The sequence below is a fragment of the Paenibacillus sp. BAC0078 genome, assembly GCF_054483875.1.
The window spans coordinates 81,015-98,709 of the sequence record NZ_JBTLRW010000009.1 but is presented as its reverse complement, the minus strand read 5'-3'; the positions used below and the strand labels follow the sequence as shown (position 1 = coordinate 98,709).

The window sequence follows — 17,695 nt, the reverse complement described above, 5'->3', positions numbered from 1 at the left end:
TGATATTTATTATTGATTACTATAGATAACTGCAATTTTAAATTCATTATACAATATAGCCAGCCCAATATCCGAGAGGAGGAAGAGATATGAACTATAAGCCAAAATCACAGGTGCTTGCGGCCCCAGCGGCGTCTCCCGCAGCAGCCCTGACCTATTTCTCAGCCAAAGGAGGCTGCGAAACCGATGTTGCCGATGTGGCGTTTGATCTGCGTGAGGGAATAACCGGCTTTACGCTGGTTGATGTCCGCGATACCACCTCCTACGAGGAAGCGCATTTGCCGGGAGCCGTCTCCCTGCCTTCCGGACGGATAAGCAGCGCCACCCCGCAGTTCCCCGCCGATGAGGCGCTGGTGCTCTACTGCTGGGGCCCTGCCTGCAATGGAGCAAGTAAAGCGGCAGCCCGCCTGGCAGCGCAGGGCTATCAGGTGAAGGAGATGCTGGGCGGCATCGAATACTGGCGCAAGGAAGGCGGTCCCCTGGAAGGCACGCTCCGCGAGGAAGCGCCGCTGTACTGGAAGATGCCGCCTATGTAAGCTCCCGCGTTAGCTATAAGCCACCACATCTCTGAGCTGGCAGGACAACATGTCGTCTGCCCCAGCAGGTTTTCACCGCCCTTAACAAAGGACGGCATCCGTCGCAGCGAAATCAGAACCACCCGTTATACGGGTGGTTCTAATTTTGAATTTTTTCCTCTTTTCATTCATCTTTTCAGAAATATCCAGAAATAACCAGAAAAACAAAGAAAATGATAGAACGACTTCATAATGTTAGTGCAAAAGGACCTACACATATTCATATGTAAATTTATGTATTTTTTTGAACATTGAGTAAAATGAACATTAGACTTACGATAAATATGTTAATTAATTCCAAATTAATAAGGGCGGAAGAAGGTGATCAAACTGTAAGGCCCACTCTCTTATGCACCGTGATATATACCCGCATGTAAGTAAGGTTTCATAAACAAAGTGAAAGGAATGTGAGGTTTTGTGAAAAAAGTTGCATTGGTAAGCCCATTAAGAACAGCTGTGGGTTCTTTTAACAACGGACTTTCATCATTAAGCGCTACTGAATTGGGAGCAAACGTGATGACAGCCTGCCTTCAGCAAAGTCAATTAGAGCCTGCATTGATCGATCAAATTTATTTGGGAAATGTCCTTCAGGCGGGTACTGGCCAAAATCCCGCCAGACAGGCGGCACTCAAAGCCGGCATCCCTATTGATGTACCTGCCTCAACAATAAACACGGTTTGCGGTTCAGGGCTTCATGCCGTCGCTTTAGCTTACAACTCTATCTTGGCAGAGCAAGGCAGCGTCCTCTTGGCTGGAGGTATGGAGAGCATGTCGAACGCCCCTTATGTGCTAAGGAATGCACGAAATGGTTACAAGCTTGGTAACAGTGAATTGATAGACACCGTGGTAGCCGATGGCCTTACATGTCCTATCAATAAATATCATATGGGAATTACCGCAGAAAACATTGCCGGAAAATATAACATTTCCAGACTTGAGCAGGATGAATTTGCCTATGGAAGCCAGATCAAGGCTATAGAGGCAAAAAACAAGCAGGTTTTTGCAGGGCAGATAGTTCCCGTTATGACCAAAACCAAAAAAGAAAATATTTGGTTCTCGGAGGACGAGCATGTAAGAGGAGATGTAAGTAAAGAAAAACTTTCTAATCTAAAACCTGCATTTAAGGAAAACGGATCGGTTACTGCCGGAAATGCCTCGGGGATCAATGATGGAGCGGCGGCTGTACTGGTTATGTCGGAAGACAAATGCAAGGAACATGCGGTGCAGCCGTTGGCTTATATCAAGGGGTATTCACTTGTTGGCGTTGACCCTGCATATATGGGGATGGGTCCAGTGAGAGCCATTTCGTCACTTCTTAAGGACCAGGGAATCCCACTGGATGCCATCGATCTGTTCGAGATTAATGAAGCCTTCGCTGCACAAGCATTAGCGGTATTGAAAGAGCTAGGAATCAACTCGGAGAAGGTGAATGTCAATGGCGGCGCAATCGCGATTGGACATCCTGTCGGTGCAAGTGGAGCCAGGGTATTGGTTACGCTCGTGCATGAAATGGTACGAACCTCTTCCCGCTATGGCATAGCCTCGTTATGCATCGGAACAGGGATGGGAATCGCGATGCTGGTTGAGAATGCACTCATCTAACACTCATCAACAGAAAGGGAGATCAAGAACGATATGAATCCACAAGAGGTTCTTTCACTGCAATCCATGCCTGCGGCCAGCGCCAGTTACGGGCGTCCCCCCTACAGCTTCATCGACCGGGAATTTTTTATAGTTACTTATGAATCCGACCCCGCTGCGATCAGACAGGCGGTCCCGGAACCTCTTCAGCCGGATGGGAGCAATACCGTCTCATATGAATGGATCAAGATGCCTGATTCATCCGGTTTAGGAAGCTATGAGGAGAGCGGTATTGTTATCCCATGTACCTTTCAAGGAGAACCCTGCAATTTTGTTGCCCAAATGTATTTGGATAACGCGCCTGCAATTCTTGGAGGACGTGAAATTTGGGGGTTCCCCAAAAAATGGGCAAATCCCCGCCTGAGTGTTGAAGGCACAGAGACACTGACCGGTACATTGCATTATAACCATGTCCTGGTGGCCATGGGAACCATGCCTTTCAAACATAACATTCTCGATGAAGAGGACACGGCTAGAGCCATCGCAAAAACCCAAGTGAATTTAAAATTAATTCCCGATGTTGACGGTACCCCTAAAATTGCGCAGCTAGTTGCGTATACTCTTGAAAATATTAACGTAAAAGGCGCTTGGTCAGGACCGGCCCGGTTAAGCCTGATCCCCCATGTCAATGCTCCTGTGGCAGATTTTCCAGTTAAGACGTATATTGGCGGCAAACATTTTATTGCCGATTTAACGCTGCCATATGCAAGAGTCATTCATGACTATCTCCAGTAAACTTTGCTTTCTCAAAAAAAATGTACAAGGAGTCAGAAACCATGAATAACAAATTAATCTCCGCAGAAGACGCCGTTAAGAAGGTCAAAGACGGAGACACGGTGATGGTCGGCGGTTTTCTGGCCGGAGGCCACCCGGAACAGTTGGTGCGTGCGCTTGTCGAGACCCATTCCGCTGATAATCTCTCCATTATTTCCAATGATACTGGCACCACGGAATTATCTATATATAAGCTTGTAAAAAGCGGCAGAGTCAAGCGGATTTATGCATCCTATATCGGTTCCAATCCTGAAACAGGAAGACTCCTTATGGCCAAAGAAGCTGAGGTGAGCCTCTTCCCGCAAGGCACCTTAGCAGAAAAAATACGAGCAGGAGGAGCGGGCTTGGGCGGTGTTTTAACACCTGTAGGTGTAGGGACCATTGTAGAGGAAGGCAAAAGGAAAATAGATATTGACGGAAGGGAATATCTGCTCGAACTGCCTCTCAAAGCAGACGTGGCGCTGATCAGAGCCCATAAGGCAGATGAAGCAGGGAATCTTGTGATCAACGGCTCCTCACGCAACTTCAATTTCGTTATGGCTATGGCGGCAGATTATGTAGTCGCCGAGACAGATGAATATGTAAAGCTCGGGGAGATTGATCCCAATCATGTCAACGTACCCGGAATATTTATTGATGCCATTGTAAAGGTAGGGGATAAGCATGAATAACCGAGAATTCATTGTGAGAAGAATCGCCCAGGAATTCAAAGACGGCGATGTGGTCAACCTGGGTGTAGGCATGCCCACCATGGCGGTAGACTATATTCCTGATAATGTTCATATTATGCTGCAGGCTGAGAACGGAATCCTTGGTGTTGGCCCCAAAGCCACAAAGGAACAAGAAAATATCGATTGTATCGATTCTGGCGGAAGTTACGTTACAGCCATGACAGGAGCTTGCTATTTTGACAGTGCCCTTTCATTCTCTATCATCCGTGGAGGGCATGTGGACATTACAGTTTTGGGTGCCCTGGAGGTTGATGAGAACGGCAACCTTGCAAGCTGGATGATTCCAGGAAAAAAAGTGCCGGGCATGGGGGGAGCTATGGATTTGGTGGTCGGGGCCAAGCGTGTCATTATAGCCATGGAACATGTAAACAAAGATGGGGAACCGAAAATATTAAAAAATTGCAAGCTGCCTCTGACTGCTGTAAATGTTGTGAAAACCATTGTAACTGAAATGGCTGTCATCAATGTGATTCCAGGCAAAGGGCTGATGCTGAATGAAATTGCGCCGGGTCTGTCAGTGGAAGATGTTCAAAAGGCAACCGGGGCCGAGCTAATGGTCTCGCCTAACTTGAAGGCCATTGCCGTCTAAGCCAAACACAACAGTAGTATGAAGCCTCCGCTGGTATCAGCAATTCTCAATGTGTAGCTTCTCCAGCCTATACTTCTGGCGCAAGGAAGGCGGAGCGCTGGAAGGCACGCTTCGCGGGAAGCTCCGCTGTACTGGAAGATGCCGCAGGCCAAGCTGCCGTCTCCGGCACGGCTGATTCCTCTCTCACAACAAGCAAGCCCGTCCTCCACGAGCAATGGAGGCGGACTTGCTTGTTCTTTTAATCAAGGATGGACCAGCGCTGATCCCGATCCCCTTACACCCTGTTACTAACAGATCACAGCAGACGATACCGCAGTTGCACTGTCTTTTTAATGCGTATCCTTAGGCTTGTCATGCTCTTCATCCAGAAACGGCTTATTCACATAATAATACATTACGCCCATCAGCACCCCGCCGCCGATCAGATTGCCGATGGTAACCGGTACCAGATTATGCAGGACGCCGCCCCAGGAGATCGTGCCGGGATGATCCAGCACAAGTGCAATCGCGAATGTACACATATTAGCGATGCTGTGCTCATAGCCGGAAATAAAGAAGCAGAAGACGAACAGCATCATGGCGAACATTTTGGCCCCGTCGCTTTTCATCGACATAGGCACGAAAAAGGCCAAACACACCAGCCAGTTACATAGAATCGCCCGGAAGAACAGTTGAAGTGTCGGCGCCTCCATCTTATGGGCGACCACACTCAGCAGAAACCCGTTCACGCTGGAGTCATAGAACAATCCCGTCAAAAAAATCAGCAGCGCAAATGCCGTAGCCCCGAGGATGTTGCCAATGTAGCTGATGACCCACATCCGCACAACCTCGGTCCACTGCAGCTTGCGTCTTAAGGCCGCATACGTGTAATAAAAGGTGTCTCCGGTGAACAAATCCCCTCCACCATAGGAGATCAGAATGATGGCCGCACCGAACGTAACTGCAGCCATCGGATACGTCATCGGCGAGTGCTCCATGTAGAAGAAGTTGCCGGTCTTGAACGCTACGATTACGCCAAATCCGATGAACATACTGGCCAGCATGGCCCTGGCGATATAGCGGACAATACTTTGATGATAGATCTTCTGTTTCTTGAGTGCCAATTTCTCAACCTGCAGCAGTGCCTCGTTCTCCATATGACCTCCGCATTAGCTTCTTAATTTTCAGCGATCGAGACTGATGTACAGCCTATTATACCCAATAAACCGCTGGAAATTGCTTGAACCACGGATAGTTAAAATTTGTGGAGATTCATCCAGGAATCCTCCGCCGCTGCGCTAGCTGTCTTTGCTCCGATCATTCAGCCTGGAAATAGATTCCGCCTTCTCACTGCTGGCTACGACGATAAGCACCAGTATTAAGCACCCCAGAATCATCCGCTTATCCTCTCTTCCTCATATGTCGCCTCAGTGACAACTTATGTGGAGGAGCAGGGGATTATGAGTGCGGATTATGCCCCTTGCTTAATTGGTGAGCGGTCTGAGCCGGAATATCGTAATGGATTGCTTCGGAAATTCATAAGCGAAATTGCAGCTCCCTGCTTGGAAGAACTTCATCTTCGGTGAGACATGCTCCGGCGCTTCGAAGCTATTCTCATCGGCAGGCAAATACCCCGCCATCTCAAATACCTCTCCCGTCACACCACCCTTGCAGAAATCCTCCAGCGTAACCTCGGCGGCTACACTCTCATCCTGACCGTTCACAATTTTCAAAATCGTATCCCCTGTTGCGTGCTCTACGGTAGATGAATAGTAGACCGGTTCGATCACGGGCAGCTTGTCTTCCGTTTCATTAAATAGCACACCATCAATAAAAGAGCGTACTTCTCTTCCAGATACCTGCAGCTCCAAATGATACTCTTTGTCCGTCTCCACCGAAAACATGCTATGAGTCAGGCAGGAGCCTCTGTCCGCCACTTTGGAACTAATAATCGAATCCTGATTTTGCCACCCGCTGATTTCCCAGAAAAGGTGATTCGCATCATCTATTTTGCCGAAGTGAATCACAAAACCTTTGTCACCCCTGGTACGGACCGCTTTACAGCTTAAGGTGTAGCTGCTCCAGGCCGTTTCGCCCAAATCCAAAAAGTCCGGCACTTCCGGCTGCCCTTCCTTGAAGCCAGGAGCTGCTACCTCTCCCGCCAAGCTCTCATAATCTCTAACTTCACCCGTCACATTGTTGACCAGCTTAATTTCCGAGAAACGGGCCGAGCTGCCGTCTGCGTAAAGGACGATACGGCCTACGATTGGTTGATACGGAGCCCTTTGCGCTTCTCCAAATCCAGTTGCTTCTACGTGAAGCAATTGATCCCCCTGATGATTCATAAACAGCTTCTGCACGTAATAATTCGGTGTACCGAACACCTTATGGTTATTGAACCAGATCATATCAGTCTTCCAGTTCACATAATCGACATTGCACAGCATAGGGGCATAGCAGGCCAAGCCAACCGCATGTGCATTCTTCTCCAGGCCGGTCATAAACGCCGCTTCAACCAGCGCATTATAGTAGGTGTTGCCCCAAGAAGCATATTCCCCCAGGAACACCTTAGGCTCGTCAGCTTTAAAATGATCATACCGGTGATAGTTAGCCAAGAACCATTCCGGCGACTGGTAATAATGCTCATCCACGAGGTCGGAACCATGCTCTCTGGCCGAATTCCAGCCCCGGTCATATTCACCGCCTGCGGCAAACGGACCACTGGAGTTGATGACTTTGATATCCGGATACTTGGCCTTTATAGCCCGGTGGAAATAAGGGTACCGTTCAAAGAAGGGTTCCCCCACCTCCTCATTGCCGATGCCAATATACTCCAGCCCGAAGGGTTCTGGATGCCCAAGCTCCGCCCGGATGGCTCCCCATTCCGTAGAGATATTCCCATTCGCGAATTCAATCAAATCCAAGGCATCATCAATCCATGGTCCCAATTCCTCCAAAGGAACGATCCGCTTATCATGAGGGTCATAGCCTCCCGGCAGCACCGGTATGGGCTTCGCTCCGATATCCTCGCAGAATTGAAAATATTCATAATACCCTAATCCCAAGGTCTGGTGGTAGCTCCAATTGTTCCGTCTTGGAGGTCTCCCTGCGGGATCGCCAAGCGTATTCTTCCAACGGTACATGGAATTTCGGTCTTCAGGATTTAAGGAGCCACCGTGTACAAGACATCCTCCCGGAAAACGCATGAATTTCGGCTTCATATCTGCAAGCAGCTCGGCGATATCCGGGCGCAGCCCATTAGATCGGTTCAGGAAGGTCTTCTCTGGAAACAGGGACACCATATCCAGATAAAGCTTACCTTTGCCTTTCGTGAGAATGAGCAGCCGGCTGCTGTGATCCGTTGCCCGCGCGGTAATCTTCGCTTCGTATTTCGTCCACTCCGAAGAGTTCACGGCAATGGACGTTTCCGCGTACACTATACCTTCCGTGCTTTCAATAGAAATAACTACTGGCTCCTCATTTCCCTCATTCCGTCTTGCATACATGGAGAATAGATAGCTTTCGCCCTCCCGGACGGAAATGCCGCTGTTAAAGCCCAGGTTCTTAATGCCCACGCCTGAGCCTTCCGTCAAGACATGAATAGCAGCGTAATGCTCGTTGCGGGGATTGATCGGCTCGCTGTCCTCCACCGTTATTTCGACTTGTCCGCCACCCCGCTCTACCTTCTCCCAGGCGGTCAGCGCATGGTAGTCCCGGTTATCAATTGGATCAAACTCGAAGGAGCGGTTGCGGACAAGCTCGGCATACAGCCCTCCGTCAGCGGCATGATTCAGATCCTCGAAGAAGATGCCGAACAGGTCTCCGGTAAGCGGGCCTCTCTTTTGAGTATGCACCCGTAGTGTTCCTTTTGCTTTTGACATGATTGCAGGTCACCTTTCAAATGGATATCTATTTATATGGTTAGAGTATAGATATCCCGGACTTGATCTTCAATGAGCTATCGGAGCGAAAAACTAACCTATTGTGCTTAATATCAATGCCAGCATGCTAAAATTCCCGTTTGTGATTGTCTATATTTCAGGATTGATTTACAATCAAGAAAAACTGACTTATTGTCTTCCGGAGATAAAACATGATAAGGCTAATTTCTTGCGGATATAACTATGTTCATGAAGATGGAATCGTTATCAACCGGCCAACAGGAGCCGGGAATTACGCATTTGTTTTTTTCAAGAGCAAAGCTGAGCTTGTGCTGGACGGCAACCCGTACATCGTGGAGAAGAATTCCTATGTCCTGATGAGTCCTCATACCCCGCACGTGTACCGGCACCTGGACAAGCCCTTTATTAATGATTGGTTTCACTGCTCCGGCAGCGAAGTGGAGTCCTTCCTGACCGAGATCGGCTTTCCCTTGGACAGCCCGATGCTTGCGGAGGACCCCTTCTTGATCTCGAAATGTATAATGGACCTGAACAACCTCACCAGACAAAACAGCCCCTATAAGGACCGGATAGCGGACTGTGATCTGCAATCTCTTTTTATGAAAATGAGCGATTTGCGGAACCGATCGGCTGCCCTTGATAAGTCGAGCCGGTATTTGCTGCCTTTTTCCAAACTGCGCAATGAGCTGTACAGCTCGCCCAACACAGCCTATACGGTAGAAATGCTTGCTTCAAGCGTGAATATGAGCAAATCCTATTTCCACCATATCTATAAGGAATTATTCGGATGCTCCGTCATTACTGATCTCATTAACGCAAGGCTGGATTACGCCAAATATCTTCTGAACAACAGTACCTTCTCCATAACGATGATCGCCAAAATGTGCGGATATGAAAACAGCACCCACTTCATGAGACAGTTTAAGAAATTCGTCGGCGGTACGCCCAGCCAATATAAAGCAGGACTGCGGGCCGGCGCAAATAAAACATGATAGGTCAGTTTTCCGCTGCAATAATCTATTGATCGGCCCTGAGCGGGCACCTATACTTTTTATTGAATAGCTGATTTAAGCTCCAGCCCTCTCGCTTCTTACAGGGAAGCCGGAAGGGCATTATTTGTGAAGGAGGCCCTTATCTTGACACAATATGATACTCAAAGCTCAGGTTATCTTTTGGTGCATTTCATCGGGGAGCAGCCTGACGGCGAACAGGTCTATTTCTCTTATAGTGAAGACGGTCTGCATTGGAAGGACCTGAACGCGGGCCTGCCGGTTCTGCGTTCGGAGCTCGGGGAAAAGGGAGTGAGAGACCCTTTCGTCGTACGCTCTCCCAAAGACAATAAGTTCTATTTGATTGCCACGGATCTCCGCATTGCTGGCGGAAAGGGCTGGGATACTGCGGTGAACGCCGGGAGCCGTGACGTGATCATCTGGGAATCCGCCGACCTGGTGAACTGGTCCTCCCCCTGGTCCGTGACGCTTGGCATACCGGGTGCGGGCTGCGTCTGGGCTCCGGAAGCGATTTATGACGAAGCTGCAGATGAGTTCCTGGTGTTCTGGGCCTCTGCCACTCAGGAGCCCCAGGAGCATGAGCGGAAACATAAGATTTATAGCGCGCGTACCAAGGATTTTCGTAATTTTACAACACCTGAGAAGTATATCGAACGGGAAAATCACATCATTGATACGACGATTATTGCCCAGGGCGGCGCTTACTACAGATTCTCCAAGGATGAAACGACCAAGAATATCCGGGTTGAACAGGGCTCCTCGCTGGATAAAGACGCCTTCACCCCTTTGAGCGCCCCGGTTCTGGAGGAATTGTTAGGTGTTGAAGGCCCGCAGATTTTCAAGCTGGGCGACCGCGAGGAATGGTGCCTGATTGTGGACCGCTTTGCGGAAGGAAAGGGATATCTCCCGCTGCTGATCTCCGACCTTGAGAGCGGTGAATTCCGGATTCTGCCGGATGGAGCGTTCGATTTGGGCAAAAACAAAAAACGCCACGGCGGAGTCCTCCCAATCACTGAAGCGGAATGCAGCCGCCTTCTGGCGGCATTTGGGGATGGTCATCAAGTGCTGCCCGGGCAATTTGCCGACCCTGATCTGGTGAAGTTCGGCGGCCGCTATTACCTGTATCCGACAACAGATGGCTTTACGGGCTGGTCAGGTACGCAGTTTCATGTATTCTCATCGGCTGATTTGCGTATATGGCGAGACGAAGGCATGATCCTGGATCTTGCAAGTGACGATGTCCCTTGGGCTGTCGGCAATGCCTGGGCTCTGGCCATCGCCAGCAAAGAGGGTAAATATTTCTATTATTTCTGCGGCAAAATGAAAAACGGCGAGAGCGCCATAGGCGTTGCTGTTGCCGACGCTCCCGCAGGCCCGTTCCGCGCGCAGCCGGAGCCGCTGATTACTCTGGATTTGGCGAAGCGACTTAGGATCGCCATGGGGCAGGCCATTGACCCCTCCATTTATACGGAGGATGACGGCACAGCTTATCTGCTGTTTGGAAATGGACACCCCGCCATCGTACAGCTCGGCGAAGATATGATAACCGTCATCGAGAATACGATGAGAAATCTTGAAGGCCTGTACGACTTCCGGGAGGCAGTTACCGTTCTCAAGCGGGACGGACTGTATCATTTCACTTGGTCCTGTGACGACACCGGCAGCGAGGATTACCATGTAAACTATGGTACATCGGAGCAGCTATACGGCCCGGTAACTTACCGCTACCCGGTTCTTGCCAAGAATAAGGACAAGGATATGCTCGGCACCGCCCACCATTCGATTCTGCATGAGCCTGACACCGGTCAATATTGGATCGCCTATCACCGGTTTGTTACGCCGTTATCCCGTTTCACGGAAGGAAAAGGCTATCACCGCGAAGTCTGCATTGACCCGATCAGCTTCGGTGAAGATGGGCTGATGAAGCAGGTTCAACTGTAGAAAACTAATTCCGGCATAAAAGGCCCACGCAAATCGCGTGGGCCTTACACATGCTCTTAAAGTATGGTTACTCTGGCTTTTGCCGTGTGACCGGACGGATCAAGCGCCCAGCCTGGCTTGCCGAAGTATGGAGTGCCGTCCGTGTTCCAAATGAAACGTTGCACCCGGGCGTGGCGGTTAGGATCATACAGCGGATCTCCGGTAATTTCCTTATAGGAACGGGCATGATAGATCAGAAGATCGGCGGAGCCATCCTCCGATACTGTGAAGCTGTTATGCCCTGGTCCGTACTCGGAAGCCTCCTCGTTGCTGACGAATACCGGCTCCTTCGATTTGGTCCATGAGGCCGGATCGAGCAGATCGCTTGTGTCCGGTGCCGATAACAGCCCCATACAATAACGATCGTCTGTGCCGCTGGCGGAGTAGGCGATAAACACACGTCCATTCCGTTTCAGTACGGCTGCCCCTTCATTCACGCGAAACCGCTGGATTTCCCAGTCGTATTCCGGGGCTGATAGCTTCACCGGCTCGCTTGCTATCGACCACGGCTTATCCATCCGGGCGATGTAGAGACAGGAATCCTCGATGATCTGCGCCCATACCAAATATCTGTGTCCATTATGCTCAAAGGTGGTCGCATCCAGTGAGAAGCTCTCGACCGGGAGCTCGATTCTCCCCCTCTCTACCCACGTTCCGGTAAGAGGGTTGTCATCTGCACACTCCAGCACATACGGACGGATGGCCCATTTGTCTTCCACAGAACCGGCAGCGAAGTATAGGTACCATTTTCCTTCGATGCTATGAAGCTCGGGTGCCCAGATATGATTGCCCATCTCTCCCTGTTCGTGCTTGGTCCAGATAACCGTCTCTTCAGCGGTCGCTAGACCCGCTATCGTGCGGGAGCGCCGAAGCACCAGCCGGTCATACTCCGGTACGGACCCAGTGAAATAATAATATCCGTCCGTATGCTTCACCACATAGGGATCGGCGCGATTCGGAACGAGCGGGCTCGGATAATCGTCCCCGATCACGGTTCCCTCCACCAGGAAGGTCCCCGGCTGTTCCAGGAGCGACGGGGCGACAGGATTCCATTTGACTGGAAAACGCCCGTCTCTCCCTTCCGTAAGCTCGACCTCAACCCAGCGGGGAAGCTCCAATGGCTCACCAGCTGTAACGCTAATAGCTATTTCCTTAATTCCCGTAATTCTCATGATTTATTGTCACCTTTTTTAATCGAATAGGATATGTTGATCATGAAAAGTATAGGCCGTTCTTGTAGCGCAATCAATTGAATATCATCGCTAAAAACTGACTTATCGCGCTTTGTTGGATTCTGTTCCCCGCTTAATCGTTGAGCGTGCCGATGTAGTAATGAATGGCTTTGAAATTTTTATCATAGAAAATAATAATATAATCTTCAGACTTTCCATTCAAAGCTTGATTGCCTTCAAATAACATCGGGTAGTACGTATCGCTGAAATTGGTCGAATGATATGGATTAATCTGTTGTACCGCTTGCTCCGCAGTGAAGCTTCCAGCGGCAGCCAGATCAGATCCAGTCGTGATTGAAAAATAGACCGCTTCTGGGTGTGCCTTCAGATAATCTTTAAACGTAACATAATCCATTCGCACGCCGTTTCCATATTCCCGCAGCAAAGATACGCCTTCCTTGAGCTGAACGGCTGTGCCATCCCATACAGGCGTATTAGGAGACAAGGTGATTCGCTGAGTAGCATAACGTGCGGGCTGAAGATTCTTATCGTAGAACACTACAGTTACGTAGTAATCGCCTTTTTTGTCCAGCTTCGGAAGATAGGCCAAATTCGAAAAAGGCTGGATGCCGATTCCTTTTGAGCCTTTGATATCCGCCAAGGTAATTGGATTTTCCGTGAGATAGAAAGAAAGGTATGAAGTTTCACTTCTCAAGGTATAAGGATAATCCAGGTTAAACACACTTATAGTTGTCCCATTGAGTTCTGAATTGCTTGTCCCAATGTCGGAATAAATCTGCGAAAGACTGCTGCCCAGCGGACCTGCATGCCGCATCGTCTCCAGATCGCCCAGCGCCTTTTCCAGCTTGTCCTTGTTATTCTGGCTAATCTGCGCCTTCTGTGCATCACTCAGTGCGGAATACGCATTCGAAGCCTTCAGGATGGAGTTCTCTGCCCGCAGCGCGTCCGAGTAGCCCTGAATATCATTAATTCCTCTCTCGGCGGCTTCGACGGCCAGTTGCTCACTGAGATGAACCTTTCCTTCATAATAGCTGATAGCCTGCAAGGTCTTGTCGTAAAAGATAATAGTGTACTCCTGGTCAATGTTATTTTTCAGATCCTTTAGCATCTCAACAGCCAACGGGATATCATCTACAGGCTGGGGATAATTATAAGCCTCTGTTACCCGGATGCGCTTTTGGTTATACAGTCTGAGCGAAAAAGAGAGCAGATCGCTCAATTTATGATTGGCTGCAGCAGTGTCCACGTATTTTGGAGAAATAGTGTAATAAGCTGCCTCTTCATTCTGAGCAAAAACATTCGAAACATCTATAATGTCGGAATATTCTGCGCTTCGGTCAATTATTTGCTTATCCCGCTCAATTGTTACGCCGCTTGCAAGCTTTGTAATATTGGCCGCTGAGCTGGTAAGTGACGGGTGCAAATTCACCTTTTGGGTGCTGTAGCCGACTGTCCCATCCTTGCCCCTGAACACAACCGTCACATATTTGTCTCCGCCTGTTCCAATATAGTCGCTGATTACTGTCATTTTATATATCGGGTTGAATTGGTACGGAAGGGTAGTCATAGTTAAGAAAGCTCTTTTATTGTAAAATTCCCAACGCAGATCTCTGTCATTAATGGGTGTGGAAGTAATATAGTAAGAAGCGGTGCCTGCGCTTTTAAGAATAGACTCAGGAATCGAACTAAAATCAAACTGCAAGTACACGGCATTCGTTACTGTAGCATCTGGAGAAGCAATAATATAGGTTTGAAGCAGCGGAATCTCTTTAACCGGCGATGTTGGCACTGGTGTGGCCGTTGATGTCGGAACCGGTGTCGCTGTTGATCCCGGGGTTGCCGTTGGCGTTGGAGTTACGGTTGGTATGGGCGTAGCTACGCTTCCTCCTCCACCGCCGCCTCCGCCAATGATCACTGCTGGTGTTGGCGTGGCAGAAGCCGTCGTAATAACCAAAGAATCCTTTTGCGGACCTTCTATGGTGAGCGGTTTGGTGTTAAACGAAGAACCTTTTGCCCCGTCATTAAGCACCGCTGTCTCCACTTGGCCGGCTCCAGTCACTTTGGTGAACGCATCCAGCACTGCTTTTGTTACCTTGGTTCCACTAGTCATATCTACAGAGGAATTGCCTGCACCTGTGCCGATGCTGAGTGCCGCCACTGAACCTTTAGCCAACTGCATAACGGCTTTGGCGTTAAGATTTACAGTATCAAATACCCCAGACAAAACAAGAGGGCCGCTGGAAGTAAAGTCCTGATCAACCGAAACATTAGTGAAACCTGCACCTGTAGCCCCGCTTTCCTCCAGTTTTACCGGAGTCTGTGCCTTCACCTGCTTCACAGTGGTCGTGCCCTCAGCCACCAACCGGACTGCTCCGCCGGCTTTGTTCACAACCACATCCCCCAGTTGGGTATTAATAAAGTGAACCGAGTCTCCCCCTCCGCCCATGATGGTTGTACTGCCGCGTACAATAACATTCTTCAAGGTTACGTCTCCATTGCCAATTCCAGAATCCAGCAGGAGATCACCTACAATCGTCATGTTCTGGAGTGTAACTCCATCAGCAGAGATAACCACAGTCTCGGCGGTCTCACGATGCTGTTCGTCAGAACCTCCATAAACGCCTGAATGATCATAAATCTCTTCATCGCCGCTCACTTGAAGCATCGGCTCAATCAGAGTTACCGCTTCGGCCCGGGTCAATGACCGTTTGGGTTTAAAGCTTCCGTCCGGGTAGCCTTTCATATAACCGGCATTTATAGCAGCAGTGACACTGCCTGCACTCCATGCCGCAACCTCTCCACGGTCACTGAAGCCCGCCAGAGCCTCTGTTGTATTTTGCGTTAATTCAAACTTCATCAACCTGCTTATAATGACTGCCGCCTCTTGGCGGGTAATCTGTGCATTCGGACGCGCTTCGTTATTATAGCCCTGAATATAACCTGCCCCAACGGCCATAGCCACCTCTTTGTAGGCCCAACTGGTGGAACTGACATCAGAGAATGTTATGTTAGGGACTTCTTTCTTGTCAAATAAACTAGCAATCTCAAAAGAACGGTTTACAATCGTCATAAACTCCGCTCTGGTTATGGATTGATCAGGTTTTACCGATCCATTTTCAAACCCTTTCAGCAGGCCCTTGTCCAGCCATTTCTCAATCGTATTCTGGGCCCAGTGGCCTTCATAATCCTTCACCGTTGCAGCCGCCACTGCACCTGCACCCATCGAACCAAACAGCATGCCAATTCCCAGCGCACCCGTCAACAATCCGTGAAATATCCTGCCCATTTTCTGTCCCTCCCTGTTTTGTGTGTTCGTTATGTAGCCTTCATCAAACACAAATGGAAACATTACCATATTATCCTACACAAATATATCAACCTATTGCAAATTACACAATTAATAGAAATAGAGATTACAGCCAAACGCCAAAAAAGCCTGCCAAAAGCAAGCAGGCTTGTCCAGTTTATGTTTGATCCGCAAATCCAAAATCCTCAGTTCAAAAAGCTGCTTAGCCCGCTGTCGGCTTCAGCCTGCTTCAAAGCCTGCGGCTGTGAGGCTTCATTCAAGCCAAGGCGGTTGTTGAGCTGCGTGTTGATGGCAGTCATCTTGGATGTATAATCCTGGCAGCTCTCAATGATGCGGCGGTTGGACTGCTCGGAGGTATCCAGCGCACTCAGCAGATCGCCAATGGCCTGATTGACCGCTTCGAGCGACATGGACGGCTTGGAGAGCAGCTCCGTCGTTTTCTCCGTAGTCGTACGCAGCAGGCGCGCATTTTCCTTGAACTGATCCTCAATGGTCTTATTCGTTGCTTCCACCGCAGAAATAACATTCTCCTGATCGGCTAGAGACATGGCAATCATCGCGGATACGGTGATCAGGTTGGACGTCTTATCAATAGCGTTGTTAACGGAATCAATCAGCTTGTCGTTGTTGTCGTTGATAATATCCGTAGCGGCAATCGCCTGGTTGTAGAGCAGAATCATTTCCGTCATGGACTGAATACGCACCATAACCTTGCGCAGTCCGCGCTCGAGATACGCCTTGCGGAACTCATTCTCCGGCTTCGCGATTTCAACCTCGAACAGCTCCTTCAGCTTGTTGCCGAAGGCGATTTTGGTCTGGAGATTATAAATCTCCTCCATCGAGGTGCGCTTGAGCTGCCGCATGTTGACAATGCTCTCTTCGAGCGTATCGCGGCCATCCCGCAGGCCGGTTACAATGGCGTCAATGTTGGTGCGGACCGACTGATATTTGTAAACGTAATTTTTGAGCGGGCTCTTGCGCAGCATTTTACCGAAAAAGCTGACATTCTTGCTCTGCTGCAAAGTCTCGCACTCATTGCGCAGCTTCATAATCATATTCGGCACTTCCACACGCTTGCCGGACATCAGATCATTCACCGGACGGTCCAGCAGCTTCAGCGTTTGTCCCGCCTTTTCCTGCGTCTTCACCCCAAGCTTGCCGATATCATCCATCAGGGAATCCAGGGCAACAGTATCCGTCTTGGCGACCTTCTCGATCAGCTGCGAGGCTTCCTGAACTACCTTCTGTTCATCTTCTTTTTTAAGCTCAATCAACTGCGTGGACATGGGTTTCCCTCCTCCTATAATTCGGAACTGCTATAGCGCTGATGAATCAGTTCCGCCTTGGTCTGAAGTTCCATCAGGTCTTTATGTTCGATTGTTGAGGCGATTTCCGATATTTTGGAGTCAACATCGCGCAGACCGTTCAGCAGCATTCTCCGGTTTCTTGTTTTGGCTTCTCCTCCCAAGCGCAGGAACGGGTTGATTACTCCATTCAGATCCTTCAGCACCAGTCTGCGGACCGTATGGTTAATCTCCGCATTGCCCAGCTCCTGCAGCAGCGGAATTACACGCTGGAGCCTGGCGAAGAGCGCCAGTGACTTCTCGACAATCTCATTGTCCAGTGTATCCTTCTGCCCCTCAGAGATAATCATATCCTCCAAAATGCTCAGATACTCCACCACCGGGGCGAATTCCGCTCCAAGCTTAATCTCGGAGCCACCTCTGCCGGCCAGAGCATGTCCACCTGCGGCGGCGCCTGCATTAGCGGCACGATCCTGTACAGGACTGCCCGCTGCCGGAGCAATGGCCGCAGGCGCCTGACCGGCGGGGAGAACCTCCTCCGAAATATTGATATTGGTTCGATTGCTGCCCACAATTGCAGCACCGGCTCCGGCAACCGGCAGCAGCAGAGAGATCACCTCAGGCACAAAAGCACTTGTCACCAGGGCAACAGCATAGCCGGCACCGGCGTACAGCAATACTTTCCATTTCGCTTGCATTGTTCTCACCTC

General features: G+C 49.6%; 14 protein-coding genes. 7 read left to right on the top strand and 7 right to left on the bottom strand.

The window, feature by feature from the left end; genetic code table 11:
• Nucleotides 1-89: 89 nt before the first annotated feature.
• The 5 genes from ACX1DY_RS17940 (at nucleotide 90) to ACX1DY_RS17920 (ending at nucleotide 4,310) form a co-directional block, all read left to right on the top strand.
• Nucleotides 90-536, top strand: coding sequence for a rhodanese-like domain-containing protein (locus tag ACX1DY_RS17940; protein WP_458965561.1), 447 nt, complete (start codon nucleotides 90-92; stop codon nucleotides 534-536).
• 456 nt (nucleotides 537-992) lie between these two features.
• Nucleotides 993-2,177 (top strand): acetyl-CoA C-acetyltransferase, encoded by a 1,185-nt coding sequence (locus ACX1DY_RS17935; RefSeq protein WP_458965560.1) that lies wholly within the window; start codon nucleotides 993-995, stop codon nucleotides 2,175-2,177.
• Nucleotides 2,178-2,210: 33 nt separating this feature from the next.
• On the top strand, nucleotides 2,211-2,951 hold the full coding sequence (locus ACX1DY_RS17930) for an acetoacetate decarboxylase (protein WP_458965559.1): 741 nt from the start codon (nucleotides 2,211-2,213) through the stop codon (nucleotides 2,949-2,951).
• Between the two features lie 41 nt (nucleotides 2,952-2,992).
• Nucleotides 2,993-3,661: a CoA transferase subunit A gene (locus ACX1DY_RS17925; RefSeq protein ID WP_458965558.1), complete on the top strand. Its 669-nt coding sequence runs from the start codon at nucleotides 2,993-2,995 to the stop codon at nucleotides 3,659-3,661.
• Entirely contained in the window at nucleotides 3,654-4,310 is a 657-nt protein-coding gene (locus ACX1DY_RS17920) for a 3-oxoacid CoA-transferase subunit B (protein ID WP_458965557.1), read from the top strand. The genes ACX1DY_RS17925 and ACX1DY_RS17920 overlap by 8 nt, the downstream gene beginning before the upstream one ends.
• Before the next feature lie 67 nt (nucleotides 4,311-4,377).
• Here ACX1DY_RS17920 and ACX1DY_RS17915 read toward each other — a convergent pair whose 3' ends face one another.
• The 3 genes from ACX1DY_RS17915 to ACX1DY_RS17905 all read right to left on the bottom strand — a co-directional run bounded on the left by ACX1DY_RS17915 (nucleotide 4,378) and on the right by ACX1DY_RS17905 (nucleotide 8,170).
• On the bottom strand, nucleotides 4,378-4,506 hold the full coding sequence (locus ACX1DY_RS17915) for a hypothetical protein (RefSeq protein WP_458965556.1): 129 nt from the start codon (nucleotides 4,504-4,506) through the stop codon (nucleotides 4,378-4,380).
• A 133-nt stretch (nucleotides 4,507-4,639) separates the two neighbouring features.
• Nucleotides 4,640-5,446 carry a formate/nitrite transporter family protein gene (locus ACX1DY_RS17910; RefSeq protein WP_458965555.1) on the bottom strand — a complete coding sequence of 269 codons (807 nt, stop codon included), beginning with the start codon at nucleotides 5,444-5,446 and terminating at the stop codon, nucleotides 4,640-4,642.
• A gap of 327 nt (nucleotides 5,447-5,773) precedes the next feature.
• Nucleotides 5,774-8,170 (bottom strand): alpha-L-arabinofuranosidase C-terminal domain-containing protein, encoded by a 2,397-nt coding sequence (locus tag ACX1DY_RS17905; RefSeq protein ID WP_458965554.1) that lies wholly within the window; start codon nucleotides 8,168-8,170, stop codon nucleotides 5,774-5,776.
• A gap of 212 nt (nucleotides 8,171-8,382) precedes the next feature.
• Between ACX1DY_RS17905 and ACX1DY_RS17900 the strand changes: the two genes are divergently transcribed.
• Together ACX1DY_RS17900 and ACX1DY_RS17895 are read left to right on the top strand one after the other, a co-directional pair.
• Nucleotides 8,383-9,183, top strand: coding sequence for a helix-turn-helix domain-containing protein (locus ACX1DY_RS17900; RefSeq protein ID WP_458965553.1), 801 nt, complete (start codon nucleotides 8,383-8,385; stop codon nucleotides 9,181-9,183).
• A 144-nt stretch (nucleotides 9,184-9,327) separates the two neighbouring features.
• Nucleotides 9,328-11,142, top strand: a complete 1,815-nt coding sequence (locus tag ACX1DY_RS17895; protein WP_458965552.1) for a family 43 glycosylhydrolase — start codon at nucleotides 9,328-9,330, stop codon at nucleotides 11,140-11,142.
• Nucleotides 11,143-11,198: 56 nt separating this feature from the next.
• Here ACX1DY_RS17895 and ACX1DY_RS17890 read toward each other — a convergent pair whose 3' ends face one another.
• The 4 genes from ACX1DY_RS17890 to ACX1DY_RS17875 all read right to left on the bottom strand — a co-directional run bounded on the left by ACX1DY_RS17890 (nucleotide 11,199) and on the right by ACX1DY_RS17875 (nucleotide 17,683).
• Complete coding sequence (locus tag ACX1DY_RS17890) at nucleotides 11,199-12,353, bottom strand: family 43 glycosylhydrolase (protein ID WP_458965551.1); 1,155 nt, start codon at nucleotides 12,351-12,353, stop codon at nucleotides 11,199-11,201.
• Between the two features lie 133 nt (nucleotides 12,354-12,486).
• Nucleotides 12,487-15,660, bottom strand: coding sequence for an S-layer homology domain-containing protein (locus ACX1DY_RS17885; protein WP_458965550.1), 3,174 nt, complete (start codon nucleotides 15,658-15,660; stop codon nucleotides 12,487-12,489).
• A 206-nt stretch (nucleotides 15,661-15,866) separates the two neighbouring features.
• Entirely contained in the window at nucleotides 15,867-16,967 is a 1,101-nt protein-coding gene (locus tag ACX1DY_RS17880; protein ID WP_458965549.1) for a toxic anion resistance protein, read from the bottom strand.
• A 14-nt stretch (nucleotides 16,968-16,981) separates the two neighbouring features.
• On the bottom strand, nucleotides 16,982-17,683 hold the full coding sequence (locus ACX1DY_RS17875) for a hypothetical protein (protein ID WP_458965548.1): 702 nt from the start codon (nucleotides 17,681-17,683) through the stop codon (nucleotides 16,982-16,984).
• Between the last annotated feature and the right edge of the window lie 12 nt (nucleotides 17,684-17,695).

Excerpts from the sequence above, each read along its gene's own strand:
- ACX1DY_RS17940 (WP_458965561.1), top strand. The coding sequence starts at position 90 with ATGAACTATAAGCCAAAATCACAGGTGCTTGCGGCCCCAGCGGCGTCT.
- ACX1DY_RS17930 (WP_458965559.1), top strand. The coding sequence starts at position 2,211 with ATGAATCCACAAGAGGTTCTTTCACTGCAATCCATGCCTGCGGCCAGC.
- ACX1DY_RS17925 (WP_458965558.1), top strand. The coding sequence starts at position 2,993 with ATGAATAACAAATTAATCTCCGCAGAAGACGCCGTTAAGAAGGTCAAA.
- ACX1DY_RS17920 (WP_458965557.1), top strand. The coding sequence starts at position 3,654 with ATGAATAACCGAGAATTCATTGTGAGAAGAATCGCCCAGGAATTCAAA.
- ACX1DY_RS17910 (WP_458965555.1), bottom strand. The coding sequence starts at position 5,446 with ATGGAGAACGAGGCACTGCTGCAGGTTGAGAAATTGGCACTCAAGAAA.
- ACX1DY_RS17905 (WP_458965554.1), bottom strand. The coding sequence starts at position 8,170 with ATGTCAAAAGCAAAAGGAACACTACGGGTGCATACTCAAAAGAGAGGC.
- ACX1DY_RS17900 (WP_458965553.1), top strand. The coding sequence starts at position 8,383 with ATGATAAGGCTAATTTCTTGCGGATATAACTATGTTCATGAAGATGGA.
- ACX1DY_RS17890 (WP_458965551.1), bottom strand. The coding sequence starts at position 12,353 with ATGAGAATTACGGGAATTAAGGAAATAGCTATTAGCGTTACAGCTGGT.
- ACX1DY_RS17885 (WP_458965550.1), bottom strand. The coding sequence starts at position 15,660 with ATGGGCAGGATATTTCACGGATTGTTGACGGGTGCGCTGGGAATTGGC.
- ACX1DY_RS17880 (WP_458965549.1), bottom strand. The coding sequence starts at position 16,967 with ATGTCCACGCAGTTGATTGAGCTTAAAAAAGAAGATGAACAGAAGGTA.
- ACX1DY_RS17875 (WP_458965548.1), bottom strand. The coding sequence starts at position 17,683 with ATGCAAGCGAAATGGAAAGTATTGCTGTACGCCGGTGCCGGCTATGCT.